The sequence below is a fragment of the Georgenia wutianyii genome, from assembly GCF_006349365.1.
Taxonomy (GTDB): domain Bacteria; phylum Actinomycetota; class Actinomycetes; order Actinomycetales; family Actinomycetaceae; genus Oceanitalea; species Oceanitalea wutianyii.
Genome location: NZ_CP040899.1, coordinates 1,380,150 through 1,403,183 on the forward strand (window position 1 = coordinate 1,380,150; position 23,034 = coordinate 1,403,183).

The window sequence follows — 23,034 nt, forward strand, 5'->3', positions numbered from 1 at the left end:
CGCCGTGCCGACGGCGGCGCGGCGTGTCACGGTGGGCGTCCCCACTTCCCAGGAGGTTGTCGATGAAGCTCGGGTACAAGCTCGCCGCGGAGGCATTCGGCCCCGAGGAGCTCATCCGCCAGGCCGTGCGAGCCGAGGAGGTGGGCTTCGACTTCGTCGAGATCAGCGACCACTTCCACCCGTGGCTCGACGTCCAGGGGCACAGCCCGTTCGCGTGGTCGGTGCTCGGCGCCATCGCGGCCCGCACCGAGCGGATCGGCCTCGTCACCGGGGTCACCTGCCCCACCATCCGCTACCACCCGGCGGTCGTCGCGCAGGCAGCCGCGACGATGTCACTCATCTCCGGCGGGCGGTTCACCCTCGGTCTCGGCTCGGGGGAGCAGCTCAACGAGCACGTCGTCGGCAAGCCGTGGCCCTCCGCGACCGCGCGCCAGGAGATGCTGCGCGAGGCGCTGGAGATCATCCGTCTGCTGTGGCAGGGCGGCTACCGGAGCTACGAGGGCAAGCACCTCCGACTGGTCGACGCGCGCGTCTTCGACCTGCCCGAGGAGCTGCCGCGCATCGCCGTCGCCGGCGGGGGCCCGCAGGCCGCGCGTCTGGCCGGCGAGCTCGGCGACGCGCTCTTCGTCACCGACCCCGACCCCGGGCTCATCGAGGCCTTCACCGGCGCCGGCGGGTCCGGCCCGCTCTACGCCGAGGTGCCCCTGGCCTACGCCGCCACCGAGGAAGAGGCGGTGCGCGAGGCGCACGCCAAGGCCAGGTGGGCGGTGACCGGCTGGAAGGTCATGGCCGAGCTGCCCAACCCGGTGAACTTCGAGGCGGCGTCCGCGACGGTGCGCGAGGAGGACGTGCGCGAGCAGTTCACCTGCGGGCCCGACGTCGAGCGGCACCTCGCCGCGATCCGGGAGTTCACCGAGGCCGGGTACGACCACGTCGTCACGATGAACGTCGGCCCCGACCCCGACGCGTTCCTCGACTTCGTCGAGCGTGAGCTGCGCCCCCGCCTCTGACCGTCGCGCCCGCGCCCGCGGGGCGCTGCGCGCTCGGAACCTGCCACCAAGTCCGCGACACGCCGCGCGACACGCCGCCCCGGCGGCGCTCACGGACGCCGGAGTGGCACTTCGTGGCAGGTTCCGCCAGGGATCGTCCGGGGTGCACGCCGATGCCTGCACCGATCTCCGGCGCGAACTGCGTGGTGTCGTCCGGCCGGCGCCCGCGTCCGCGGGGCGCTGCGCGCTCGAAACCTGCCACCAAGTCCGCGACACGCCGCGCGACACGCCGCCCCGGCGGTGCGAACGGCCCCGGCGACGGCACTTCGTGGCAGGTTCCGCCCTCCGGCCGGGTCCGGCGGCGCTCAGAACGCCGTGGGCGTGGCGGGGTAGCCGGCCTTGGCGACCGCGCTGACGAGCGTGTCGAGCGGAGCCCTGTCGGCGTCGTGGACGACCTCGACGCGCGAGGAGGCGAAGTGGACCTTGACCGCCTCGACGCCGTCGAGCCGGGCGACCTGCTTCTCGATCGTGCGGACGCACGACGGGCAGGCGAAGCCCTCGGCGCGCAGGATGGTGTGGTTCAGGGTCTCGATGCTCACGGTGGGCTCCTCTCGTTCCGGGACAGCCCTTCTCGGGCTGGGCTGCGCACAACCTAAAGAGCACGGGGCGGCCACATCCATGACCTAGGTCAACCATCCGCATCGGGATGAGCCGGACGGCAGCCGGGGCAGGGCCGCGGCTGGCCTAGGCTGTGGCGGGGTCGGCGTGGGCCGCCCCGTGACGTCGTGAAGAGGGTGAGGAATGTCGGCCCAGGCGAAGAAGAGCCGGACCAAGCAGCTGGCCGTGGCGGTACCGGTGGCGCTCGTGATCCTCGTCGCGCTCGTGCTCCTCGCGCGATGGCTGCGGACGCTGCCCGCGGTGGCCGAGTTCATCGCCGCGCACCCCGGCACGACGCCGCTGCCCGACTGGGCGCCCGTCGGGATCCCGGCGTGGGTCGGCTGGCAGCACTTCCTCAACGCGTTCTTCCTCGTCTTCATCGTGCGCAGCGGCTGGCTCGTGCGCACGACGCAGCGCCCCAAGGGCCACTGGCAGCCGCGGACGTCCCGCAAGGGCAAGCCGGTCCGGATCAGCCTCAACCTCTGGCTGCACCTCGCCGTCGACATCCTGTGGACCCTCAACGGCCTGCTGTTCTTCGTCCTCATCTTCGTCACCGGGCACTGGGTGCGGATCGTGCCGACGACGTGGGACGTCTTCCCGCAGGCGCTGTCGGTGGCAGTCCAGTACCTGTCGCTGGACTGGCCGGCGCACGGCAGCTGGGTGACCTACAACGCGCTGCAGGTGCTCGCCTACTTCGTCACGGTGTTCGTCGCGGCGCCCCTCGCCCTGCTCTCCGGGCTGCGCATGTCCCCGGTGTGGCCGAAGGGGCCGGGCAGGCTCAACAGCCTCTTCCCGATGTCCGCGGCGCGGGCGCTGCACTTCCCGATCATGATCTACTTCGTCTGCTTCACGGTCGTCCACGTGACGCTCGTGCTCACCACCGGGGCGATGGCGAACCTCAACCACATGTTCGCGGCGCGCAACGACGCGAGCTGGGTCGGGGTGGCGTACTTCGCGGTCGCGGCCGTCCTCATGGTGGTCGCGTGGGTCGTGGCCAAGCCCGCCTACGTCCAGCCGGTCGCCGCGCTCACCGGGAAGGTCACGCGGTAGCCAGGACGACCTCCCCGCGCGGGGTGCCCAGGACGGCGCGCAGCGAGTCGCGCGGCCCGGGCGTGACCCGCAGCGGCGCGCCGAGCGCGGTGAGCACCCGCTCGGTTCCCGCGACGTCCCTCGCCTCGGCCGTGAAGTCGAGCAGCGTGAGCTCGGGCAGGTTGCCCTGCGCCGGGTGCGGGGTGTCGCGCCAGTCGATGAGGAACGGCTGGACGCCGTCGAGGCCCAGCCCGCGGCGTCTGGTCATCCGCCACCGCAGCAGCCGCCCGTCCGGCGTCGTGCGCTCCGTCGCGCGGACCTCGCCGACGTCGACCCCGGCGGCCGCGGCCGCGCGCACGGTCGCGTCCAGGTCCGCGGGGCGCACGGCCCACGTGTGCAGCGACGGCGCACGCACGTGCCCGACGCTGAGGCTCACCCGGTCCGCCGGGAGCGACTGCTCCGGGTCGGGGCCGATGACCTCGAGGTAGGTCCGGCGCGGTCCGGCCACCCCCGGCACCCGAAGGGCGAGCAGGTGGTTGGCGGTGCCCAGCCCGGGGTGGGCACCGCCCCGCACCGCCTCGACCCCGGTGAGGGCGGCGAGGTGGGCGACCCCGTCGGCGAGGTCGGGCACCGCCCAGAGCAGGTGGTCGAGGGTGGTGGGCACGGTCATGGCTGTCCTCCGGTCGTGCGTAGGCTGCTCGTCGATGACTACTCTTCCTGCCCGCCGCGTCCTCGTCACCGGGGCCGCCCGCGGGATCGGCCGTGCCGTCGCCGGGGCGTTGGGCCACCGCGACCTCGTGCTCACCGTGCGCCGCGAGGACGACGTCGAGCCGCTGCGGGCCGAGGTGCCCGGCGCCGAGGTCATGGTCCTCGACCTCGCCGACCCGGAGGGCATCGCCGACCGCTGCGCGGGGCTCGAGGTGGCGGCGGTGGTGCACTGCGCCGGCGTCGAGGGCGTGGCCCCGGCCGGCGAGCTCGACCCGGCGCTGCTCGCCGCGGTGCTCGCGACGAACCTCGCCGGGCCGGTCGAGCTCACCCGCGTGCTGCTGCCCGGGCTGCGCCGCAGCCGCGGCCACGTCGTGTTCCTCAACTCGACCGCGGTCCTGGGCACCTTCCCCGGGTGGGCCGCCTACGCGGCGTCCAAGGCCGCGCTGCGGGCCTACGCCGACACCCTGCGCCTGGAGGAGCCCGCGGTGCGGGTGACCTCGGTCTTCCCGGGCAGGACGGACACCGGCATGCAGCACCGGATCCACGCGGCGGTGGGCCGCGACTTCGACCCGGGCACGGCGATGAGCGCGGCCAGCGTCGCGGCCGCCGTGCGGAGCGTGCTCGAGGGCCCCGACGACGTCGAGGTCCCCGAGCTCGTCCTCACGCCGTTCACCCCGCGGGACGGATGAAGATCTCCTCGTAGTCCGGCTCGCCGCTGATCATCCCGTGGGTGACGGCGGCCGCCGCGATGTCCTTGACGCTCTGCTCGTCCAGGCCCGGGGCGTAGATCGCGAGGTTGGTGAGGTCGACGAGCTCGGGGTCGATCTCGAGCTTCTCGACGATGACCTCGCGGACGCGGTCGGGGTTCGCGGTGGCGAACTCGTTGCTGCGGTCCATCGCGCGCTGGAAGCCGGCGACGATCTCCGGGTTCTGCTCGGCGAAGGCGCCGCTGGTGATGTAGTACCCGATCGTCGTGCCGGGGAAGGACTCGACGAAGTTGGAGATGAGCGGGGTGAAGCCGCGGCTGTCGGAGATCGACTTGTGCGGCTCGACCGACCAGATCGCGTCGACGTCGCCGCGTTCGAGCGCGGCCGGCATGTCGGAGTAGTTCATCGGCGTGAAGGTGATGCCCGAGGTGTCCACGCCCTGGTTCTCCAGGGCCACCTTGATGGTGAGGTCACCGAGGTTGTTCACCGAGTTCACCGCGATGTTCGCCCCCGCGAGGCCCTGGACGTCGGTGATGGAGCCGTCCGGCAGGACGTAGATGCGCGAGGTGTCGAGCTCAGGGTCGGTGCCGACACCGCAGCAGTTGGCGACGAACCGCACGTCCAGGCCCTGGTCGATGGCCTGGAGGTCGCTCACCGCGTTGGCGTAGCCGATCGGGCTCTCCTGGTTGACGACGGAGGGGACGATCGCCGAGCCGGCCTCGGCGATCTGGACGTCGACGGCGAGGCCCTCCTCCTCGAAGAAGCCCTCCTCGACGCCGAGGTGCAGCGGCCCGGCGTCCATCGTCGTGATCTGCAGGACGGTGAGCGGGGTGAGTCCGTCCTCGCCGGCCTCGAGCTGGTCACCGCCACCTCCGCAGGCGGCGAGCAGGAGCGCGGCGCCTGCGGCGAGGGTGAGGGTGGTCGTGCGTGCTCTCATGGGTGCTCCTCAGATGACGTACTCGGGGGTCGTGGGCTCGCCGGAGTCACGCACGCGGTTGCGGATCTCGGCGAAGACCTCGGAGCGCAGCCGGGTGAACCGCGGCAGCTCCTTGGTCGCGATCTGGTCGCGCTGCCGGGGCAGGTCGATGTCGACGACGGTGGTGATGCGGCTGGGCGACCTGGAGACGACGGCGACCCGGTCGCTGAGGTAGACGGACTCGTCGACGTCGTGGGTGACGAAGACGACCGTCATGCCGAACTCCTCGCGCAGCGCGAGGACGAGGTCCTCGAGGTCCGCGCGTGTCTGGGCGTCGACGGAGGCGAAGGGCTCGTCCATGACGAGCACCTCGGGCCGGTAGGCGATGGCGCGGGCGATGGCCACCCGCTGCTGCATACCGCCGGAGAGCTCACCGGGGTGCTTGCGGGCGGCGTCGGCGAGACCGACGTCGGCCAGCGCCTGGGCGGTGCGCTCGGCGATCGTCGCCCGGTCGATGCCCTGCGCGCGCAGCGGCAGCGCGACGTTCTTCTCCACGCTGAACCAGGGCAGCAGGGAGCGGGAGTAGTCCTGGAGGACGACGGTGAGCTCGCGGGGCACCCCGGTCACGGGCCGGCCCTTGAACTCCACGGTGCCCGACGTGGGCTCGAGCAGGCCGGCGAGGCAGCGCAGCAGCGTCGTCTTGCCGGCGCCCGAGGGCCCGACGAGGGTGAAGAACTCACCGGGCGCGACGTCGAAGGTGATGTCGTCCAGCGCCCGGAAGGTCCCGTAGGACTTCGAGAGGCGGTCGACGCGGAGGATCGGTGGTGTCTGTGTCATCTCAGGCCCGGTGGTAGCGACGGTCGGTGAGGCGCTCGACGGCGCCGAAGAGCAGGTTGAGGACCACCCCGAGGATCCCGAGGAGGAGGATCGCCGACCACACGGCGACGAGGTTGAAGGAGCTCTGCGCCGTCGTGAGGACGAAGCCGATGCCGGTGCTCGTGCCGGTCATCTCGCTCGTGACGACGAGGATGAGGGCGAGCGGGATCGCGATCCGGATGCCGGCCGCGGCGCGCGGGTAGATCGCCGGGGCGACGACGTTGACCTGCCGGAACCAGCCGCGGATCTTGAACGAGCGGGTGGTGTCGAGCAGCGTCGGGGGCAGCTGGCGGCACCCGTCGATGACGTTGAGCAGGACGGGGAAGAAGCAGCCGAGCGCGATGATGACGATCTTCATCGTCGTGCCGAGCCCGAAGACCACCATGGCGAAGGGAAGCAGCGCGGTCGCGGGGATCGCGCGGACGAACTCGAAGGTGGGGGAGACCGCCTGGTCGAGGACGCGGACCTGGCCGATGAGCATCCCCAGCCCGATGCCGAGCACGACGGCGATGCCCAGGCCCACCCCGAGGTTGCGCACGCTGTCGAGCAGGTGCTCGGTGCCCGGCCCGCCGAGCCAGTACCCGGTGAGGTTGTCCAGCACCCGCCTCAGCGGCGGGAAGTAGGGGTTGGTCGAGCCGGCCGAGAGGGCCCACCAGACGACGACGGCGAGCACGGCCCCGAGCAGGCCGGTGAGGGTGCGGCGGTTCATCTGCCCCTCCACGTGAGGAAGCGGCGGGTGAGGGCGGTGAAGGCGGTGTTGATGCCCAGCCCGACGACGCCGATGACGACGACGTAGGCGTACATCCGCGTGAGGTCCCCGGCGTTGCGGGCGAGGTTGAGGCCCTCGCCCAGCCCGGGCACCCCGAGGAGGATCTCGCTGGTGACGGTGATGATGAGGGCCGTCGCGGAGGCGATGCGCACGCCGGTGACCAGGCCGGGGACCATGGCGGGCAGGGTGACCCAGCGGATGGTGTGCAGGCGCGAGAAGCCGAAGGCGCGGGCGGTGTCACGGGCCACCGGGTCGACCGCCGACGTCGCGTAGATCGCGGCGACGAGCATCTGCCACACGGCGGCGTACGCGGCGAGGAAGACCTCGCCCTCGCGGCCGCGGCCGAGGGTGAGGACGACGAGCGGGATGAGCGCGATCGAGGGGATGGGGCGCAGGAACTCCACGACGGGGGTGAGCAGCCAGCGGACCGGTCGCACGCTGCCGAGGAGCAGGCCCACGGCCGTCCCGACGAGGACGGCGATCGCCAGGGAGACCGCCCAGCCGACGAGCGTGGCGCCGATGTCGGCCCACAGGGCGGGGCCGGCGAGCAGCCGGCCGAGGGCGGCGAGGACCTCGGTGGGCGGCGGGGCGTAGCGACGCGGCAGGACGTCGGTCACCGAGAGGACCTGGGCGAGCGCGAGCAGCCCGAGGACGACGGCGGCGGGCAGGGCGACGGCCCGCGTCCGCGAGTCCGCGCGGCGTGCCCGGGTCACGGTGGTCACCGGGCGGCCCCCAGGAGCTCGACGGCGCGTGCCGCGAGGCCCTCCCGGTCGGCCTTGTTGGTGCTCGACAGCGGGATGTGCGGCAGCACCCAGACGCGGCGTGGGTGGGCGAAGGGCTCGAGGCGTCCGAGGACGTGCTCCTTGAGCTCCTGCTCGTCGGCCGCGCTCCCCGGGCGCAGGGTGACGAAGGCGACCGGCTTGGCGCCCTTGAGGTCGTCGGGCACGGGGACGACGACGGCCTGGTCGACGGCGGGGTGGGTCTCCAGGACCTGCTCGACCGAGCGGGGGAAGACGTTCTCCCCGCCGGAGGTGAACATGTCGTCCTCGCGGCCGGCGAAGTAGTGGAAGCCGTCCTCGTCGACGCGGAAGACGTCCTTGGTGTGGTGGAAGCCGTCGGGGGTCACCGGGACGGGAACGTCGGGCCGGTTGTGGTAGCCGCTGAGCAGTGCGGGGTTGCGGATCTCGAGCACGCCGCGGCCCTCGGTGGGGCGGCCCTGCTCGTCGACGAGCCGCAGCTCGACGGCCGGGTTGGCGACGCCGACGGAGCCGTCGGGGGTGGGCAGCCCGGCGGGGTGCGGGGCGAAGACGACCGGCCCGGACTCCGTCGTCCCGTAGCCGAAGAGGATCTCGGCGTTCGGGAAGGTCTCCCGGAGCTGGTCGAAGAGGGCGGGGGCGGCGGGCGCGGAGCCCATGTAGACGGCGCGCACGGAGGACAGGTCGCGGCCGGCGAGCAGCTCGGGGCGCTGGAGCAGCATGGCGAACATCGGTGGGACGCCGCTGAGCTCGGTGACCTCGTGGGCCTCGAGGGCGTCGACGAACGCCTCGGGCGCGAAGGCCGGCAGCAGGACGACGGTCGCGCCCGAGGCGAGCGAGCGCTGGGAGTTGGTCAGCGCGTTCATGTGGTAGAGCGGCGCGGAGATGAGCACGCGGGTGCTCCCGGGAGCCACGGTCCGCGCGGTCTGGTCGATGACCCACAGGTGGCTCGCCTGGGACAGGAGCACGCCCTTGGGCCGCCCGGTCGAGCCTGAGGTGTAGAGGATCATCGCCGTGTCCTGCGGTTGCGGGACGACGCTGGTGAAGGACGACGGCGGGGCGGGCGTCGCGAGGTCGAGGAGCTCGGCGTCGGTCGGGACGAGGTCCCGGGTGTAGTCGTCGACGAGGAGGAGCTCGACCCCGGCGTCCCGCAGGACGTACCCGAGGGTCACGGCCGGCAGCTTGTGGCTCACCGGGACGGGCACGCCGCCCGCCCGCTGGACGGCGTAGAACGCGACGAGCCAGGCGGGGGAGTTGAGCCCGAGGATCCCCACGGTCTGCCCGGGCCGGATCCGGGCGTGGAGCTGCGCGGCGCGCGCCTGGACCTGGGCCTCCAGCTCGCCGTAGGTGAGCGTCGTCGTGCCCTCGGGACCCACCCCGACGACGGCGGGGGTGTCGGGGCGGTCGGCGGCGATCCGGTCGCCCTGGTTGCGGCTCACGAGCCGCCACCACCGGCCGTCGTGCTCGGCGCGAAGGTCGCGTAGGTGCCGCGGCCCACGGCGACCTGCCTGCCGGCGCCGTCGAGCACCTCGGCCTCGGCGACGGTGAGCGAGCGGCCGAGCTTGACCGGCCGGGCGACGACCTCGAGGTCGCCCGGGGTCGCGGCGCGCAGGAAGTGGGTGGTGAAGTCGATGGTCGGGGCGGGGCTGCCGAGGGAGGCGACGAGCGCCCAGTCGGCGGCGAGGTCGAGCAGGGTGGCGAGGATTCCGCCGTGGGTGACCCGCTCGGGGGTGCCGTTGTCCCACTCCTCGCGCCAGGTGGCGGCGAGGCGCAGCTCCTGCGGGCTCACCGACACGACCCGCAGGCCGAGCCAGCGGTGGAACGGGGAGGCGAGCAGACGCTCCTCGAGCTCGGCGGCCGTCGTCACGCGCGCTCCCACGGGGTGACGACGACCTTGCCGAGGACCTCGCGGTCGCGGACCTTGCGCAGCCCCTCGACCGCCTGGGACAGGGGCAGGACGTCGGAGACCGGCGGGTCGAGCTCACCGGCGGCGACCATGGCGAGGAGCGCCTCGAAGTCCTCGGTCGCGAAGCCGTTGGAGCCGATGACCTGCAGCTCGAAGGACCAGATGTAGCGCAGGTCCTCGACCGGGTCGTACCCCGCCGTCGCGCCGCACACGAGGATGCGCCCGCCGAGCTTGGTGCTGCGCAGGGTGGGGTGCCAGGTGTCGCCGCCGGTGAAGTTGATGACGACGTCCATGCCGGTCTCGGTGCTCCAGCGGGCCGGCTTGCCGTAGTGCTCCTTGACCCACTGGTAGAAGTCGACCTCGCGGTAGTTGAGCACCTCGTCGGCGCCGATCTCGAGCAGGCGCTGGGCCTTCTCGTCGCTGCCGGCGGCGGCGACGACGTGCGCGCCGAGCTTCTTGGCAAGGACGACCGAGGCGGTGCCGACGCCGCCGGAGGCGCCGAGGACGAGCACCTTGTCCCCGGGGTGGACCGCGCCCTTGCCGACGACCATGCGGTGCGCCGTGCCGTAGGCGACCGGCAGGGCGGCGGCCTGGACGTCGGTGACGGCGTCGGGGATCGCGATGAGCTGGCCGGCCTCGACGAGGCAGTACTCGGCCATGCCGCCGTCGCGTTGCTCGCCCATGAGGTTGCCCGACGCGTCGAGCGGGTGGACGAGCACGCGGTCCCCGGGCTGCCAGCCGGTGACGTCCGGTGCGACCTCCTCGACCACCCCGACGACGTCGAGCCCGATGACGACGGGCAGCGGCAGGGTGATCCCCGGCATCCCGTTGACGGTGAAGATGTCGTGGTAGTTGAACGAGCTCGCGGTCACCCGGACGACGACGTGCCCGGGGACGAGCGCGGGCCGGGGGTAGTCGTCCTCCAGGCGGAGGGCGTCGAGGTCGCCGTGGTCGCGCAGCACGAGAGCGCGCATCGTCGAGGTCACAGACCGATGTCCTTTCCTAGGGCCGGGGGCGAAGACGTGTGCGGCAGGCCCGTCGGAGGACGGAGAGAGTGCCGCGGCGCTAGGCCCGACAGGCCATCGTGTGCACCAGCGCGAGGTCGATGTGCCTCCGCGAGGTCAGGTGCAGCCGATACATGTCGAGGATCCTCGCACAGCGACGGACGGCCCGAGATGTCGGGTCCATGCGCCGAGACGGGCGCAGTGGCTGCGTCCCACGGCAGACTGGTGGGCATGGGCAGGGACGGCCCGCCGCGCCGGATGGCGGCCCACGCGCTGGTCCGCGACACGCCCGGGCGGGTGCTCCTCGTCGAGCCCGTCCACGGCGCCACGTGGCTGCTGCCCGGCGGCGCGGTCGAGCCGGACGAGGCGCCGCGGGCCGCGTGCGCGCGCGAGCTGCGTGAGGAGCTGGGGGCCGACCTGCGCGTCGGCCGGCTCCTCGTCCTCGACTGGGTCGCCCCGCGCCCCGGGCTGGGGGAGGGACTCATGCTGGTCTACGACGGCGGGACGCTCGCCGGGGAGCCGCGCCTGCCTCCGGAGGAGCTGCGTGACTGGCGCTGGGTCGCGCCCGAGGACGTCCCCTGCCTCGCCGACGCCGAGCTCGCCCGCCGCGTGGCCGCTGCGCTGGGGGCGGCCGCGTCAGGGGCGGTCGCCGAGCTGGAGACCTGGGGCTCGGGGGAATGACCGGGCAGGGCCCCTGGCTGAGCAGGGTGACCGGCCCGGTCCAGACCCCCGGGCTCCATCACCTGCCGCTACGAGCGGCCACCCGCCGTGAGGCGGCTGGCCGGGCCGGTCATGACTCGCACCCGATGCCGTCACCGTCGCGGTCGAGGTGGCGGCCGTAGCCCGGCTGTCCGACGAGCACCGGCGCCGCACCCGCGGCCCGCGCCGCGGCGCAGTTCTCGTAGTAGGCGCTGCCACTCGGCTCCTGCTGCGTGCTCTCCTCGGCGGCCCGCCGCTCTGCCTCCTCGCGCTCCGCCTGTTCACGTGCCTGGCGATCGGCCTCCTCCCGGGCGAGACGCTCGGCCTCCTCCTGGGCGAGACGCTCGGCCTCGGCGCGGTCCCGCTCCTCCTGCTCCTGCCGCTCCTGCTCCTCCTGGAGGCGCTGCTCCTCGGCACGCCGGACCTCGTCCACCTGCTCCTGGGCGGCGGCCAGCCGGGCGTCGGCGTCCTCTGCGTCCCTCTGCAGGGAGGACCGGTCACCGGTGTGGGCGAGGAGGGGGAAGTGGCCCTCGTCGCCGTCGAAGATCGCCGCGAGGGCGGAGCCGACGGTCGCGACGGTGGCGGCCTCGGCGGCCCAGCCGTCAGCCTGCTCGATGGTGACGACTGCCGCCACCCTCGCCTCGAGGTCCTCGACCTGCCCGGCGTACGCGCCGACCTGCGCCGGCAGCGTGCACGCGACGTCCTGGGAGAACAGCCCGAGACCGTCAGCCTCCGCCTCCTCCTGCGCGCTCAGGACGTCGTCGTAGAACCGGTCGTTCGGCTCGATGAGCACGGCCACGCCGAGGCCCTGGCGGGCGATCTCGGCATTGACGAGCTGCCCGCCCTCGACGACACCGGCGAGCAGACGGTCGTACTGGTCGTGGTGTTCCTCGTCGAGCTCGAGCTCCACCTCGGTCCCGGGCGGGATGCGCTCGGCGAGGAACGCCGTCGCCTCCTCGTGGAGGCACCCGTCGACCTCGGGGGTGTCGACGTTGAGCAGCCGTACCCGCTGCTCCTTGCCGCCGAGCTCGACGTCGATGGTGTCGCCGTCGACGACGGCCGTCACGGTGGCCGAGCCTTCGTCCGGGCTCCCGGCGACGGCGACCCCGCCGATGACCCCGCCGACGACGAGGATGCCCGCGGTCACGAGCGAGACGCCGACCTTGTGGTCGGAGACGAAACGGCGCAGGTCCGCCATGATGAGGACTCCTTGGGTCAAGGGCGCGCCCGCCACCCGCTGCGGTGGACACGCCTGCTCATCGGCGCCGACATTGGCGATGTGAGCGGTCTCCAGCACTGTAGCGTGCCGGGGTGTCCAGACAGCTCCACCTGCTCCTCGCGACGACGCGACCGCGCCGCACCGTGCCCGCCATCCACGTCCTCGACCCGTCGGTGACGCGGCTGCGGGTGACGCCCGCGGACCTCGACCTGTACCTCCACGTCAACAACGGCACCTACCTGCAGATGATGGACATCGGGCGGAGCAACTACATCGCCGACGTCGGGGGCTTCGGGCGGCTGCGTGAGAAGGGCTGGTACCCGGTCGTCGCGGCGTCGTCGATGACCTACCGCCGGTCGCTGCGCCTCGGGGACCCGGTGGAGATCACCACCCGGGTGATCGGCTGGGACGAGCGGGTGGCCTACCTCGAGCAGGTCTTCACCCGCCGTGGGGAGCGGTGCGCGCGCGGCCTCGTCGCCGGCCGCTTCCTCACCCGCGGGTCGGGTGCGCGCGTCCCCGCCCCGCAGGTCGTCGAGCTCCTCGCCGGCGGCCCGCTCGACCCGCCGGTCCTGCCCGACGACGTCGCGGCGTGGGCGCGGGCGGTCGACGTCGCGCACCGAGGGTGAGATCGGCCACGGCGATCCGGGTCACGGCACGGCGGGAGGCGCGATAGGCTGGCGACGTCGCAGCAGCGTCCGGTCGGGCCGCACCGACCGCCTGCTCAGCGCCCTGGCGCCTTCGAGGCCGACGTTTCGTCGGCCGGTGCCTCGTGTGGAACGACGCGACGATCACCGTCACCCCGGAGGAGACATCGGTGGCTCAACGAGCCCAGCGCCAGTCCGGCGCCCGCCGCGGGCCGGCGCGTACCCAGCGCCGCACCCGTCATCGCGACAACACCGGCATCATCCCGGTGCTCGCCCAGGCCGTCCGTGAGGTCGAGGCCGCCGTCAAGCGCGGCGCCGCCCGGCCCTCGATCCGGACGAAGTTCCAGGCCGTCGCCCTGCTCGTGCGGGAGGAGCGGGCCCGGCTCAAGGCCGACCCGTCCCTGTCCGAGGCACGGCGCGGCGAGGAGCTCAAGCGGCTCGAGGGCATCGCGACGATCCTCGCGGTGACCGCGGCCCGTGACTCCACGCTCCTCGCGCTCCTCGCCGACGACGCCGTCGTCAGCCCCGACGCCCGCGAGCTGCGCCGCGAGATGCTCACCGACGCCGGCTACGAGGTCCCCGAGGAGGAGCCCGAGCCGGAGCAGGTCGAGACCGTCGTCGAGCTGCGGCGCGTCGTGCCGCGGTCGGTGATCTCGCGGCAGATGTCCAACCCCTTCCTCGAGCCGGCCTACGACGCCGTGCGCAAGCCTCCGCCCCGTCCCCGCCGGCTCGCCGGCTGGGAGCTCATCGAGCCCCTCCTGCGCTCCTTCGAGTACGGCGGGGAGGCCGCCTGCATGACGCTGCCCGAGGTGCCGGCCACGCAGGTGCGCCCGGGGCTGGAGCTCATGCCGCACCAGGCGCAGGTCGTCGCCTCCGCCGCGGAGGGCCACCGCACCTTCCTGCTCGCCGACGAGCCGGGCCTGGGCAAGACGGCGCAGGCGCTGCTCGCCGCGCAGGCCGCCGACGCCTACCCGCTCATCGTCGTCGTGCCCAACGTCGTGAAGACGAACTGGGCGCGCGAGGCCGAGCTGTGGACCCCGGCGCACCGCGCGACCGTCATCCACGGCGACGGTGAGGACGTCGACGCCTTCGCCGACATCTTCGTCGTCAACTACGAGATCCTCGACCGGCACGTCGGCTGGCTCGGCAGCCTCGGGCTGAACGCGCGCGGGTTGGTCGTCGACGAGGCGCACTTCATCAAGAACAAGAAGTCCCAGCGTTCCCAGCACGTCCTGCACCTGTCCGAGCAGCTCCGCTCGCGTCCGGGTGAGCCGCTGCTCATGGCGCTCACCGGCACCCCGCTCATCAACGACATCGAGGACTTCACCGCGATCTGGCAGTTCCTCGGCTGGATCGACGAGGAGAAGCCGCTCGGGGACCTCATGGAGGCCCTGGAGGACACCGGCCTGGTGCCCTCCGACCGCGGGTTCTACGCCGCCGCCCGCCAGGCGGTCATCGAGTGCGGCATCGTGCGCCGGCGCAAGATCGACGTCGCCGCCGACCTTCCGGCACGCCGGGTGGCCGACGTCTTCGTCGAGCTCGACGACGACGCCGGCCGCTCGATCCGCGACGCCGAGCGGGCCCTGGCCCGTCGTCTCGTCACCCGTTACGAGCGGGCGCTGGAGACGAAGTACGGCGAGAACGTCCACGAGGGCATCGACCACGACCTCGTCCGGCAGGTCGCGGTGTGGGAGACGGCACGCACGTCGGAGACGAAGTCGGAGGACAACGTCTTCACGATGATGCGCCGCATCGGCACCGCCAAGGGCGGCGCCGCCGCGGACTACGCCGCCCAGCTCGCCCGCAACGTCGGCAAGGTCGTCTTCTTCGCCAAGCACATCGACGTCATGGACGAGGCCGAGGCGCTGTTCGAGCACCGCGGGATCCGCTACGCCTCGATCCGTGGTGACCAGACGCCGACGGCGCGCCAGCGCAACATCGACGCCTTCACCACCGACCCCGAGGTCTCGGTCGCGGTGTGCTCCCTCACTGCCGCCGGCGTGGGCATCAACCTCCAGGTGGCGTCCAACCTCGTGCTCGCCGAGCTCTCCTGGACCGACGCCGAGCAGACGCAGGCGATCGACCGCGTCCACCGCATCGGGCAGCCCGAGCCGGTGACCGCGTGGCGGATCATCGCCGCCCAGACGCTCGACACCCGCATCGCCGAGCTCATCGGCAGCAAGGCGGGCCTCGCGGCGCGGGCGCTGGACGGCTCGGACGAGGAGGTCGTCACCGACGTCCAGCTCGAGATGCTCATCGCCCTGCTCACCGACGCGCTGAGCAAGGCTCCGGCCACCGTGTGAGGCGCCGCCGTCGTCGTGCCGCGGCCTAGTGCCGGCGCACGACGACGGCGGTCGCGTCGTCGTCGGAGCGCGGGTCGCGCACGCAGGCGATGAGCGCGTCGAGGTCGCCGGCCCCCGGACCGCTGAAGGCCGCCCGCAGCTGCTCCAGGCCGTCGGGCAGCGGGGTGCCCCGCCGCTCGACCAGGCCGTCGGTGAACAGGACGACCCCGCCGCCGGCGGGGATGTCGAGCACACCGGTCACAGGTGCGCCCCTCCCGTAGCCGATCGGCAGCGTGCCGACGTCGGTGTGCCAGCCGGCGCTGCCGTCGGCGTCCAGCACGAGCGGTCGCAGGTGGCCGGCCCGGACGTACTCCATCCGGCCGGTGACTGTGTCGATGACGGCGACGAGGAGGGTGGCCATCTCCCCGGACATCGTCCACTTGGCCAGCGCGTCGAGCCCGCTGGTGGCCGCGCCCGGTGAGCTGTCCCGCACGAGCAGCGCGCGCAGCGCGTTGCGCAGCTGGCCCATCGTCGAGGCGGCCGCCATGCCGTGCCCGGCGACGTCCCCGACCGCGATGGCCAGGCGCCCGTCGGGCAGGCACAGCGCGTCGTACCAGTCCCCGCCGACCCGCCCGCCGTCCCCGGGGGTGTAGCGCGCCTCGATGGACCAGCCCGGCGCCTCCGGCAGCGAGGTCGGCAGGGAGGAGCGGTGGAGGATCTCTGCCGCGCGGCTGTCCGCCAGCCCGCGCAGGTAGAGCGCCTCGACGGCGTGGCGCCGCAGCACGGCGGCGGTGTCGAGCTCCTCCTCGGACCACGGCAGGCTCTCCCCGCGCACGGTCTCGCGCCAGCGGTCGAAGGACTTGCGCGGCGACAGGCGCACGGAGTCGCCCTCGCGCAGCGCGATCGCCTTGTTGTGCGGGTCCCCGCCCCAGTCGACCGAGCGGGCGACCTCACGGCGGAGCCAGACGACGGCGTCCCCCTCGGCGAGGTTGAGCGCGAGGACGCCGGCGGCGTCGGGGACGGCCGCGGCCACCAGCGGGGCGTCGCGCCGCAACGAGTCGGTCGCCACGATCTCCTCACCGGTCCCGGCGGCCCACCGCAGCAGGGCGTCGGCGTCGGCGGGCGCGTCACCGGCCGTGGCGGTGCGCCCCTGGGCCCGGACGACGACGCCGTCGGCCTCCATGATGCTCAGCAGCGTGGGCCGGCGCACGAGCGCCTCGGCGAGCGGCAGGTGCTCGTCACGGGTGGCGGCGACGAGCCCGGCCAGGTCGCGCGCCACGCGGTGGGCGGCGGCGAGCCGGTCCTCCTCGACCTGGGCGATGAGCCGCAGGGACAGGACCGAGCCGAGAAACTCCGCCGCCACGCGCACCTCGTACGGCGGGGCGTGCGTCCCGGAGTAGTGGTGGCAGGCGATGAGGCCCCACAGCCTCCCGTCCTCGAGCAGCGAGATCGACATCGACGCCGTGACGCCCATGTTCTGCAGGTACTCGACGTGGATCGGGGAGACCGAGCGCAGCGCGGCGTGCGTGAGGTCGAGCGGCGCGCCGGTGACCGGGTTGAGCGTGGGAACGAGCGGGCTGGGGGTGTAGCCGATGTCGGAGATCAGCCGGATCCAGTTCTTCTCGTACAGCGCGCGGGCCTGCGCGGGGATGTCGGTGGCCGGGTAGTGCAGGCCGAGGAAGGCGTTGAGGTCCTCACGCCGTGCCTCGGCGACGACCTCGCCGTTGTGGTCGGCGTCGAACCGGTAGACCATGACGCGGTCGAACCCGGTGAGCCGGCGCACCTCGCCCGCCACGACCTCGTACAGGTCCCGGAGCGAGTGGGCGCGGTTGAGCTCGGCGAGGCTGCCGCGCACCTGGTGGTAGGTGCCGGTGTGGCTCAGCGGCCGCGCGCCCTCGGCCGGCTCGAGCTCGAGGACGAGGAGGTCCTCCGCGCCCGGCGGGTGGTGGAGGATCGCGTCCCACGGCTGTCCGTCGGGCAGGTGGACGAGCGCGGGGTTGCGCTCCTGGACGTCACCGGGAGCCGCCGCGTGCGCGGTGACGACGGCGGCCGCGTGCTCACCGACGACGTCGGCCAGCGGGTGGCCCAGGACGGCGTCGAGCGGGCGGCCGAGCAGCGCGGCGACGGTGCCGGTCGCCTGGACGACGACGTCGCCGTGGAGGACGAGGAGCACGCCGCGCGGCTGGATCGAACCGGGGACGTGGATCGGCTCGCGGGCGCAGTTGTCGAGGTCCACCGGGTCGTCGGGCGCCAGGGTCGGTTCCACGTGGTCTCCTGTCGTGGCAGGGGCCTCAGTGTGCCAGGTCGGTCCGCGGATCGGGGCGAAGTGGGGGAGGGAACCCGGCGTGCCAGGGTCCTAGGTCCCTCGACCCGCGTGGCCGCCGGGGAGGACGGTGGAGGTAGGACAGGGCAGGCACCGGCGGCACCTCCTGCGCTCCCCACCTGGGAGCAGTGGGTGGACCGGCACGTCATGGGCGGCTGACCCCGGTCGTCCCCCGGCGGGACGGCCCGATCTCTGGTACCAAGGACAGGAGGAGGCACACGATGACCATCAACTCCGTTCCAGCCCCCGCAGGCGCTGTCGTCGTCGGTGTGGACGGCTCCGGCCTGTCCGAGTCGGCGCTGCTCTGGGCGGCGGCCGAGGCCGCGCGTCTCGGGTCCCCGCTCCACATCGTCCACGCGTTCGTCTACGTCCATGCGATGGGCGGCTTCGCGGTCGTCGACGTCGCGACCCCGGACGAGATCGGTGGCGAGGTGTGCGCCGCGGCGCTCGAGCGCGTCCGCGCCGAGTTCCCCGACCTCGCGGTGACGACCGAGGTCCGCGTGGGGCCGGCGGCCCCGCAGCTCATCAAGGCGTCCCGGCAGGCGAGCATGGTCGTGCTCGGCGCCCGGGGGCACGGCCGCATCGGTGGCGTCCTCGTCGGCTCGGTGTCCCAGCAGGTCGCCCTGCACTCCCGGTGCCCCGTCGTCGTCGTCCGCGGCGGGGTCGAGGGCGGGCCCGTCGTCGTCGGCCTGGACGGGTCGGTGCAGGCCGACGAGGCGCTGCGCTTCGCGCTGCGGCACGCCGAGGGAGTGGGGGCCCCGCTGCGGGTCGTGCGCGCCGAGTACGTCGAGGCCCCTCCCGGTGTCCCGCCGGGGGAGTGGTACGCGGACCTCGTCGACCGCATGCAGGCGCTCACGGAGAGCGTCCGCTCCAAGGTCGAGGAGGTCGCGCGCGAGCACCCCGGGGTCGAGGTCGAGCTCGAGATCCTCCATCAGCACCCGGTGAGCGCGCTCGTCGACGAGTCGGCCCAGGCGCGCCTGATCGTCGTCGCCAGCCGCGGCCTGGGCGGGTTCGCCGGTCTGCTGCTCGGCTCGGTGAGCCAGGGCGTGCTCTCCCGCTCGATGGCGTCGGTCGCGGTCGTGCCGCCCGTCGGTGGCCCGCGGGAGGAGCCGGAGGCGCGCGACATCACCCGCTGAGCCGGTCAGCCGTCCGCCGGCTCCTGGAGGTGGCGCAGGTAGCGGCCGGGTGAGTCGAGGAACGCGCGCCAGTGCCGCACGACGTCGAGGTCCGCCCACGCGACCTCGTGCATCCCCTCGCCGTCGAGCTGGAGGATCCGCGCGCCGGGCAGCGCGGTGAGGAGCGGGGAGTGCGTCGCGCACAGGACGTGGCGGCCGGCGGCGGAGAGCTGGGCGAGCACGTCGAGCAGCGCGAGCGAGGTCATGAAGGACAGCGCCGACTCCGGCTCGTCGAGCAGGACCGTCCCCGCGCCGCGCACCCACCGGCTCGTCAGCATCTCGACGAAGGACTCCCCGTGGCTCAGCCGGTGGAGCGGGTGCGCGCCCGGCTCGTGCTCCTCGTCGAGCCGGCTCGCGTCCTCGAGGTAGGTGACGAACCGGTGCATGGTCTCGGCGCGCAGGAAGAACCCGGTGCGCGTGCGCGGGCCGGCTCCGCGCCGGACCGCGAGGAGCCGCTCGCCGAGGTCGGAACGGTCGGTGCCCCGGCCGCGGTCGGCCCCGCTGTGGTGGTCGCTCGAGCCGCCGTCGGGCGGGATGCCGCGCACCTCGGCGACGGCCTCGACGACGGTCGACTTGCCCGACCCGTTCTCCCCGACGAGGAACGTCACGCCTGGCGGGATGTCGAGACCGTGCTCCAGGACGTGGGCGACGGCGGGCACGGAGTCCGGCCACCGCGCCGGGTCGACGGGTGCGTCGGGGCGGCGCTCGACGCGCAGGCCGCCCGGCTGGTCCTCGTTCACCCCTGCACTGTGCCCGACGGCGGTGACACGCCGCACGCGCGGCGCGCTACCCGGGGCGGCCGAGCGCGGGAGCGTCGTAGCCGCGCGCCAGCCCCTGGGTGAGGGCGGCGACGAGGTCCGGGACGTCCTGCGCGGCCACCCGGACCGTGCCGGCGCACACGTCACCGTGCCAGACGGACACGACGACCACGCCGTCGGCGTCGTGCCACGACACGCGAAGGCACCGGTCACCGCCGCGTACGTCGGTGAGTACCTCGCCCCGCGCGGGCAGCGCGACGATGCGTCCCATGCCGTCCATGGTCCTCCTGCGCACGCGATCTGACCAGGGGGCGCGGGCGCGGGCCGCTGGCCGGCCTCCTGCCGCGCGGAACCTGCCACGAAGTCGGCGACACGCGCGCGACACGCCGTTCCGCGCGGGCCGGGAGGGGGCACCGGGCGGACATGGTGGCAGGATCCGCACGACCCTCGCCGTCGAACAACTGTTCGAGTATGATGGTGCCGTGTCCAGCGGGCCCACCATCCTGCACGCCGACCTCGACGCGTTCTACGCCTCGGTCGAGCAGCTGCTCGACCCGTCCCTGCGGGGGCGGCCGATCGCCGTGGGCGGCAGCGCGCGCGGCGGGGTCGTGCTCGCCGCGTCCTACGAGGCGAAGGCGCACGGGGTGAGCGGCGGCATGCCCGGCTGGCGGGCCGCCCGGCTGTGCCCGGGGCTCACCTTCGTCCGGGGCAGCTTCGAGCGCTACCAGGGGCTGGCCGACGAGGTCATGGCGGTCCTGCGCGACGTCACTCCGCTCGTCCAGCGGATCTCCATCGACGAGGCCTTCCTCGACGTGTCCGGCGCGACCCACCTCTTCGGGCCGCCGGAGCAGATCGGCCGGCTGCTGCGCCGGCGGGTGCGGGAGGAGGTCGGCCTGCCGATCTCGGTCGGCGCGGCGAGCACGAAGCACCTGGCGAAGATCGCCTCGCAGGTGGCCAAGCCGGACGGGCTCGTCGTCGTCGAGCCGGGGACCGAGCGCGAGTTCCTCGACCCGCTGCCCGTCTCGCTCATCTGGGGCGTCGGCCCGGTGACCGAGCAGCGGCTCGCCGACCGCGGCATCCACACCATCGGCGACCTCGCCCGCTCCGACCGCAAGGCCGTCGAGCGGTTGCTCGGGCGGGCCGTCGGCTCCACGCTCCACGGCCTGGCCCACAACGAGGACCCGCGCCGGGTGAGCACCCACACCCGCGCCGGGTCGGTCGGGGCGCAGTCGGCGATGCGCCGGGTGGTGCCCACCCGTGAGCTCGTGCGCGAGGTGCTCAGCCACCTCGCCGAGCGGGTCGCCGGGCGGCTGCGGGCGAAGGGGCGGGCCGGGCGGACGGTGACCGTGCGGGTGCGCTTCGCGGGGATGCGCGCGGTGACGCGGGCACACACGCTCGCCGCCCCGGTCTCGGCCACCCTGACGATCACCGAGGTCGCCGAGCAGCTCGCGTGGCAGGCCATCGGGGACCAGGAGGAGGAGCGCCCGGAGATCACCCTGCTCGCCGTCTCCGTCTCCAAGCTCACCACCCAGGTGGCCGTCCAGCTCGAGCTCGAGCTGCCGCCTCCCGACCCGTGGCGCCCCGGCTCGCCCACCGGCGCGGCCCGCTGGGCGCTCGACCGCTCGATGGACGCCGCCCGGGAACGGTTCGGCCGTTCCGCCGTCGGCTACCTGCCGGCGACGATGCGCCGGGGCGGGGTGCCCGACGAGTTCCGCGAGCTCGCCGAGCACGACCTGTGAGCCGCTGTCAGTAGCCGCGCCCGAGGTCGACGGCGAGCGGCGGACGGCGCCCGGCGGTGAGCGCCTCGTAGGCGCCGAGGACCGCCTCGACGACGTCCTGCGGCTCGGTGGGGCCCGAGATGTGGGGGGTGACGGTGACGCGCGGGTCGCGCCAGCGCCAGTCCTCGGCGGGCAGCGGCTCGGTCTCGTGGACGTCGAGGACCGCGCGGCGCACGTGGCCGGCGTCGAGCGCGGCCCGCAGGTCGTCCGGGACGAGGCTCGCGCCGCGGCCGACGTTGACGACGACGGCGCTGTCGAGCCGGGCGAGGAGGCCCGCGTCGATGAGCCCCCGGGTGGCGTCGGTGAGGGGGAGGGCACCGACGAGCGCGGCGCACTCCGCGAGGTGGGGACCGGCGTCCGTCAGGGCCACGACGTCGTCGAAGGCCGGCGCGGCGGTGCCCCGCGTGTTGACGCCGACCGTGCGGTACCCGCCGGCGCGCAGCGCTCCGGCGACCCCCGAGCCGATCTCCCCGGTCCCGAGGACGACGGCGGTGCTCCCCTCGACGCGCGCGGGCCCGAGCGGCTCCCACCGGGCGACGAGCTGCTGGGCGGCGTACTCGCGCAGGTGCCAGGCGTCGGCGAGGAGGTGGGCCAGGACGTAGCTGCCGATGCGGCGCGGCATCGCGCCGACCGTCCGGGTGAGGACCACGTCGGTCCCGGCGAGGTCGGCGACGACCCGGTCAACCCCGGCCATCGGCAGGTGCATCCAGCGGATGCCCGAGCGCTCGAGGCCGGGAGGGACGGTGAAGCCGACGTAGCTGTCGGCCCACGCTGCGTCCTCCTCCGTCAGCGGGCCGTGCCGAACCGTCCGGGTCTCGAGCTCGGGCAGCGCCCGTGCGAGGTCGGCGGCGACGCGTTCGGCGTCACGGCCTGCGAGGAGCATGCGGCGGGGGGCGAAGGCGTCCACGTGATGGCTACTCATGTGGTCGTGTACAGCCGGCAGGGGTGCGGGGCATGTCTGCTGACGATGCGGAGCGTGCCGGGGTGGACTTCGAGGTCCGTGGACCTGGATGCCAACCCCGCGGCGCTGCGACTGGTGAAGGCGCTTGAGCTCAGCTCGGCGCCGGTGGTGGCGACGGGGGACCGGTGGTGGTCGGGCTTCCGGCTGGAGCAGATCCGGGCGTTGCGCCACGAGGCGTGACTGGGGGGAGCGGGGGACCGCACCTCACGGCTCGCCGGCGTCGGAGCTCGGCGGCTCTCCGCGCCCGGGCCGACCGCACGAGCGTCGTGCGGTGGTGCGGTCTCCCGCTCGACGTCGGGCGGGACCTCGGCGGCGCGCCGGCGGTCGAAGAGCTTCACGGCCCCATCATTCCCGACGCGCGGGGCGGGCCGTCACTGCGCCCGCGGCGTCAGCGTCGTGACGACGCACCGCCACGCGCCGTCGGCGTCCCGGGCGAAGACGTCGGTCGTGTACTCGTCCTCGTGGAAGGACCGGCCCTCCCAGTGGCCCGAGTTGGTCCCGTGCGCAAGGACGACGACGACGTCGCCCAGCTCCCGCACGTCGAGCACCTCGAAGCCCATCTCCTCGTGCGTCAGCCGCCCGCTGCGGACGAGGTCGAGGAACTGCCGGCGGTCGACCGTGCCGCCCGTGCCGACGAGCACCCAGTCCTGCGCGGCGTAGGCGCCGATCCGGTCGGCGTCGTTGGCGACGATCGCCTGCGCCCAGGCGTCGAGGACGCCGCGCATCTCCTGCCTCAGGTCCTGGCCCATCCCCCGATACTGCTCCGCCGCCGGCCTGGTGTCACGGTCTGGTAATAGGTGAGCTGTCAGCGCGAGGGGGGTGAGGGACACGAGGGGGACGCGCTGATCACGGCGGAGGACCTCCGGGGCGGCGGTGGGT

At 73.9% G+C, this 23,034-nt stretch carries 23 protein-coding genes; 8 read left to right on the top strand and 15 right to left on the bottom strand.

Features of this window, described 5'->3' with window-relative positions; all coding sequences use genetic code 11:
- The first annotated feature begins 62 nt into the window (after positions 1-62).
- Positions 63-1,010: a TIGR03557 family F420-dependent LLM class oxidoreductase gene (locus FE251_RS06175; protein ID WP_139948263.1), complete on the top strand. Its 948-nt coding sequence runs from the start codon at positions 63-65 to the stop codon at positions 1,008-1,010.
- A 344-nt stretch (positions 1,011-1,354) separates the two neighbouring features.
- Here FE251_RS06175 and FE251_RS06180 read toward each other — a convergent pair whose 3' ends face one another.
- On the bottom strand, positions 1,355-1,588 hold the full coding sequence (locus tag FE251_RS06180) for a heavy-metal-associated domain-containing protein (RefSeq protein WP_230976565.1): 234 nt from the start codon (positions 1,586-1,588) through the stop codon (positions 1,355-1,357).
- 202 nt (positions 1,589-1,790) lie between these two features.
- On the opposite strand from FE251_RS06180, the gene FE251_RS06185 reads away from it, so the two are divergent.
- Positions 1,791-2,696, top strand: coding sequence for a cytochrome b/b6 domain-containing protein (locus tag FE251_RS06185; protein WP_139948264.1), 906 nt, complete (start codon positions 1,791-1,793; stop codon positions 2,694-2,696).
- Here the strand turns inward: FE251_RS06185 and FE251_RS06190 are convergent.
- Positions 2,686-3,345 (bottom strand): VOC family protein, encoded by a 660-nt coding sequence (locus FE251_RS06190; protein ID WP_139948265.1) that lies wholly within the window; start codon positions 3,343-3,345, stop codon positions 2,686-2,688. The genes FE251_RS06185 and FE251_RS06190 overlap by 11 nt on opposite strands.
- Before the next feature lie 34 nt (positions 3,346-3,379).
- Between FE251_RS06190 and FE251_RS06195 the strand changes: the two genes are divergently transcribed.
- On the top strand, positions 3,380-4,072 hold the full coding sequence (locus FE251_RS06195; RefSeq protein ID WP_139948266.1) for an SDR family NAD(P)-dependent oxidoreductase: 693 nt from the start codon (positions 3,380-3,382) through the stop codon (positions 4,070-4,072).
- On the opposite strand, the gene FE251_RS06200 is transcribed toward FE251_RS06195, so the two are convergent.
- From FE251_RS06200 to FE251_RS06230, 7 genes are read right to left on the bottom strand one after another with little or no spacing between them, the layout of a single operon-like run.
- The gene (locus FE251_RS06200) at positions 4,053-5,027 is read right to left on the bottom strand and encodes an ABC transporter substrate-binding protein (RefSeq protein ID WP_139948267.1); all 975 of its coding nucleotides are present in this window, start codon (positions 5,025-5,027) and stop codon (positions 4,053-4,055) included. The genes FE251_RS06195 and FE251_RS06200 overlap by 20 nt on opposite strands.
- A 9-nt stretch (positions 5,028-5,036) precedes the next feature.
- Entirely contained in the window at positions 5,037-5,843 is an 807-nt protein-coding gene (locus FE251_RS06205; protein ID WP_139073062.1) for an ABC transporter ATP-binding protein, read from the bottom strand.
- A gap of 1 nt (position 5,844) precedes the next feature.
- On the bottom strand, positions 5,845-6,591 hold the full coding sequence (locus FE251_RS06210) for an ABC transporter permease (protein ID WP_139948268.1): 747 nt from the start codon (positions 6,589-6,591) through the stop codon (positions 5,845-5,847).
- Positions 6,588-7,373 (bottom strand): ABC transporter permease, encoded by a 786-nt coding sequence (locus FE251_RS06215; protein WP_168202662.1) that lies wholly within the window; start codon positions 7,371-7,373, stop codon positions 6,588-6,590. Before FE251_RS06215 ends, FE251_RS06210 begins: the two co-directional genes overlap by 4 nt.
- Positions 7,370-8,845: a class I adenylate-forming enzyme family protein gene (locus tag FE251_RS06220; protein ID WP_139073064.1), complete on the bottom strand. Its 1,476-nt coding sequence runs from the start codon at positions 8,843-8,845 to the stop codon at positions 7,370-7,372. The genes FE251_RS06215 and FE251_RS06220 overlap by 4 nt, the downstream gene beginning before the upstream one ends.
- On the bottom strand, positions 8,842-9,273 hold the full coding sequence (locus tag FE251_RS06225; RefSeq protein ID WP_223147575.1) for a PaaI family thioesterase: 432 nt from the start codon (positions 9,271-9,273) through the stop codon (positions 8,842-8,844). The genes FE251_RS06220 and FE251_RS06225 overlap by 4 nt, the downstream gene beginning before the upstream one ends.
- Positions 9,270-10,286 (bottom strand): zinc-binding dehydrogenase, encoded by a 1,017-nt coding sequence (locus tag FE251_RS06230; RefSeq protein WP_179954785.1) that lies wholly within the window; start codon positions 10,284-10,286, stop codon positions 9,270-9,272. The genes FE251_RS06225 and FE251_RS06230 overlap by 4 nt, the downstream gene beginning before the upstream one ends.
- A gap of 261 nt (positions 10,287-10,547) precedes the next feature.
- Between FE251_RS06230 and FE251_RS06235 the strand changes: the two genes are divergently transcribed.
- Positions 10,548-10,997 (top strand): NUDIX domain-containing protein, encoded by a 450-nt coding sequence (locus FE251_RS06235; protein WP_223147576.1) that lies wholly within the window; start codon positions 10,548-10,550, stop codon positions 10,995-10,997.
- A 109-nt stretch (positions 10,998-11,106) separates the two neighbouring features.
- Here FE251_RS06235 and FE251_RS06240 read toward each other — a convergent pair whose 3' ends face one another.
- Positions 11,107-12,213, bottom strand: coding sequence for an excalibur calcium-binding domain-containing protein (locus FE251_RS06240; RefSeq protein ID WP_139948271.1), 1,107 nt, complete (start codon positions 12,211-12,213; stop codon positions 11,107-11,109).
- Between the two features lie 113 nt (positions 12,214-12,326).
- Between FE251_RS06240 and FE251_RS06245 the strand changes: the two genes are divergently transcribed.
- Positions 12,327-12,860 carry an acyl-CoA thioesterase gene (locus FE251_RS06245; protein ID WP_139948272.1) on the top strand — a complete coding sequence of 178 codons (534 nt, stop codon included), beginning with the start codon at positions 12,327-12,329 and terminating at the stop codon, positions 12,858-12,860.
- Between the two features lie 188 nt (positions 12,861-13,048).
- Complete coding sequence (locus FE251_RS06250) at positions 13,049-15,181, top strand: DEAD/DEAH box helicase (protein WP_139073068.1); 2,133 nt, start codon at positions 13,049-13,051, stop codon at positions 15,179-15,181.
- Positions 15,182-15,206: 25 nt separating this feature from the next.
- On the opposite strand, the gene FE251_RS06255 is transcribed toward FE251_RS06250, so the two are convergent.
- Positions 15,207-17,426, bottom strand: coding sequence for a SpoIIE family protein phosphatase (locus FE251_RS06255; protein ID WP_139073069.1), 2,220 nt, complete (start codon positions 17,424-17,426; stop codon positions 15,207-15,209).
- 278 nt (positions 17,427-17,704) lie between these two features.
- Here FE251_RS06255 and FE251_RS06260 point away from each other — a divergent pair, with 278 nt between their 5' ends.
- Complete coding sequence (locus FE251_RS06260; RefSeq protein ID WP_139948273.1) at positions 17,705-18,619, top strand: universal stress protein; 915 nt, start codon at positions 17,705-17,707, stop codon at positions 18,617-18,619.
- Positions 18,620-18,624: 5 nt separating this feature from the next.
- Here FE251_RS06260 and FE251_RS06265 read toward each other — a convergent pair whose 3' ends face one another.
- On the bottom strand, positions 18,625-19,398 hold the full coding sequence (locus FE251_RS06265) for an AAA family ATPase (protein WP_139948274.1): 774 nt from the start codon (positions 19,396-19,398) through the stop codon (positions 18,625-18,627).
- A 46-nt stretch (positions 19,399-19,444) separates the two neighbouring features.
- On the bottom strand, positions 19,445-19,687 hold the full coding sequence (locus FE251_RS06270; RefSeq protein WP_139948275.1) for a hypothetical protein: 243 nt from the start codon (positions 19,685-19,687) through the stop codon (positions 19,445-19,447).
- 211 nt (positions 19,688-19,898) lie between these two features.
- On the opposite strand from FE251_RS06270, the gene dinB reads away from it, so the two are divergent.
- Positions 19,899-21,155: a DNA polymerase IV gene (gene dinB / locus FE251_RS06275; RefSeq protein WP_168202663.1), complete on the top strand. Its 1,257-nt coding sequence runs from the start codon at positions 19,899-19,901 to the stop codon at positions 21,153-21,155.
- Positions 21,156-21,162: 7 nt separating this feature from the next.
- Here the strand turns inward: dinB and FE251_RS06280 are convergent, their stop codons facing one another.
- Positions 21,163-22,116 (bottom strand): NAD(P)-dependent oxidoreductase, encoded by a 954-nt coding sequence (locus FE251_RS06280; protein ID WP_139948276.1) that lies wholly within the window; start codon positions 22,114-22,116, stop codon positions 21,163-21,165.
- A 410-nt stretch (positions 22,117-22,526) separates the two neighbouring features.
- Complete coding sequence (locus FE251_RS06285) at positions 22,527-22,904, bottom strand: nuclear transport factor 2 family protein (protein ID WP_139948277.1); 378 nt, start codon at positions 22,902-22,904, stop codon at positions 22,527-22,529.
- Between the last annotated feature and the right edge of the window lie 130 nt (positions 22,905-23,034).

Excerpts from the sequence above, each read along its gene's own strand:
- FE251_RS06285 (WP_139948277.1), bottom strand. The coding sequence starts at position 22,904 with ATGGGCCAGGACCTGAGGCAGGAGATGCGCGGCGTCCTCGACGCCTGG.
- FE251_RS06205 (WP_139073062.1), bottom strand. The coding sequence starts at position 5,843 with ATGACACAGACACCACCGATCCTCCGCGTCGACCGCCTCTCGAAGTCC.
- FE251_RS06235 (WP_223147576.1), top strand. The coding sequence starts at position 10,548 with ATGGGCAGGGACGGCCCGCCGCGCCGGATGGCGGCCCACGCGCTGGTC.
- FE251_RS06185 (WP_139948264.1), top strand. The coding sequence starts at position 1,791 with ATGTCGGCCCAGGCGAAGAAGAGCCGGACCAAGCAGCTGGCCGTGGCG.
- FE251_RS06190 (WP_139948265.1), bottom strand. The coding sequence starts at position 3,345 with ATGACCGTGCCCACCACCCTCGACCACCTGCTCTGGGCGGTGCCCGAC.
- FE251_RS06195 (WP_139948266.1), top strand. The coding sequence starts at position 3,380 with ATGACTACTCTTCCTGCCCGCCGCGTCCTCGTCACCGGGGCCGCCCGC.
- FE251_RS06200 (WP_139948267.1), bottom strand. The coding sequence starts at position 5,027 with ATGAGAGCACGCACGACCACCCTCACCCTCGCCGCAGGCGCCGCGCTC.
- FE251_RS06230 (WP_179954785.1), bottom strand. The coding sequence starts at position 10,286 with ATGCGCGCTCTCGTGCTGCGCGACCACGGCGACCTCGACGCCCTCCGC.
- FE251_RS06175 (WP_139948263.1), top strand. The coding sequence starts at position 63 with ATGAAGCTCGGGTACAAGCTCGCCGCGGAGGCATTCGGCCCCGAGGAG.
- FE251_RS06240 (WP_139948271.1), bottom strand. The coding sequence starts at position 12,213 with ATGGCGGACCTGCGCCGTTTCGTCTCCGACCACAAGGTCGGCGTCTCG.
- FE251_RS06210 (WP_139948268.1), bottom strand. The coding sequence starts at position 6,591 with ATGAACCGCCGCACCCTCACCGGCCTGCTCGGGGCCGTGCTCGCCGTC.
- FE251_RS06260 (WP_139948273.1), top strand. The coding sequence starts at position 17,705 with ATGACCATCAACTCCGTTCCAGCCCCCGCAGGCGCTGTCGTCGTCGGT.
- FE251_RS06270 (WP_139948275.1), bottom strand. The coding sequence starts at position 19,687 with ATGGGACGCATCGTCGCGCTGCCCGCGCGGGGCGAGGTACTCACCGAC.
- FE251_RS06280 (WP_139948276.1), bottom strand. The coding sequence starts at position 22,116 with ATGAGTAGCCATCACGTGGACGCCTTCGCCCCCCGCCGCATGCTCCTC.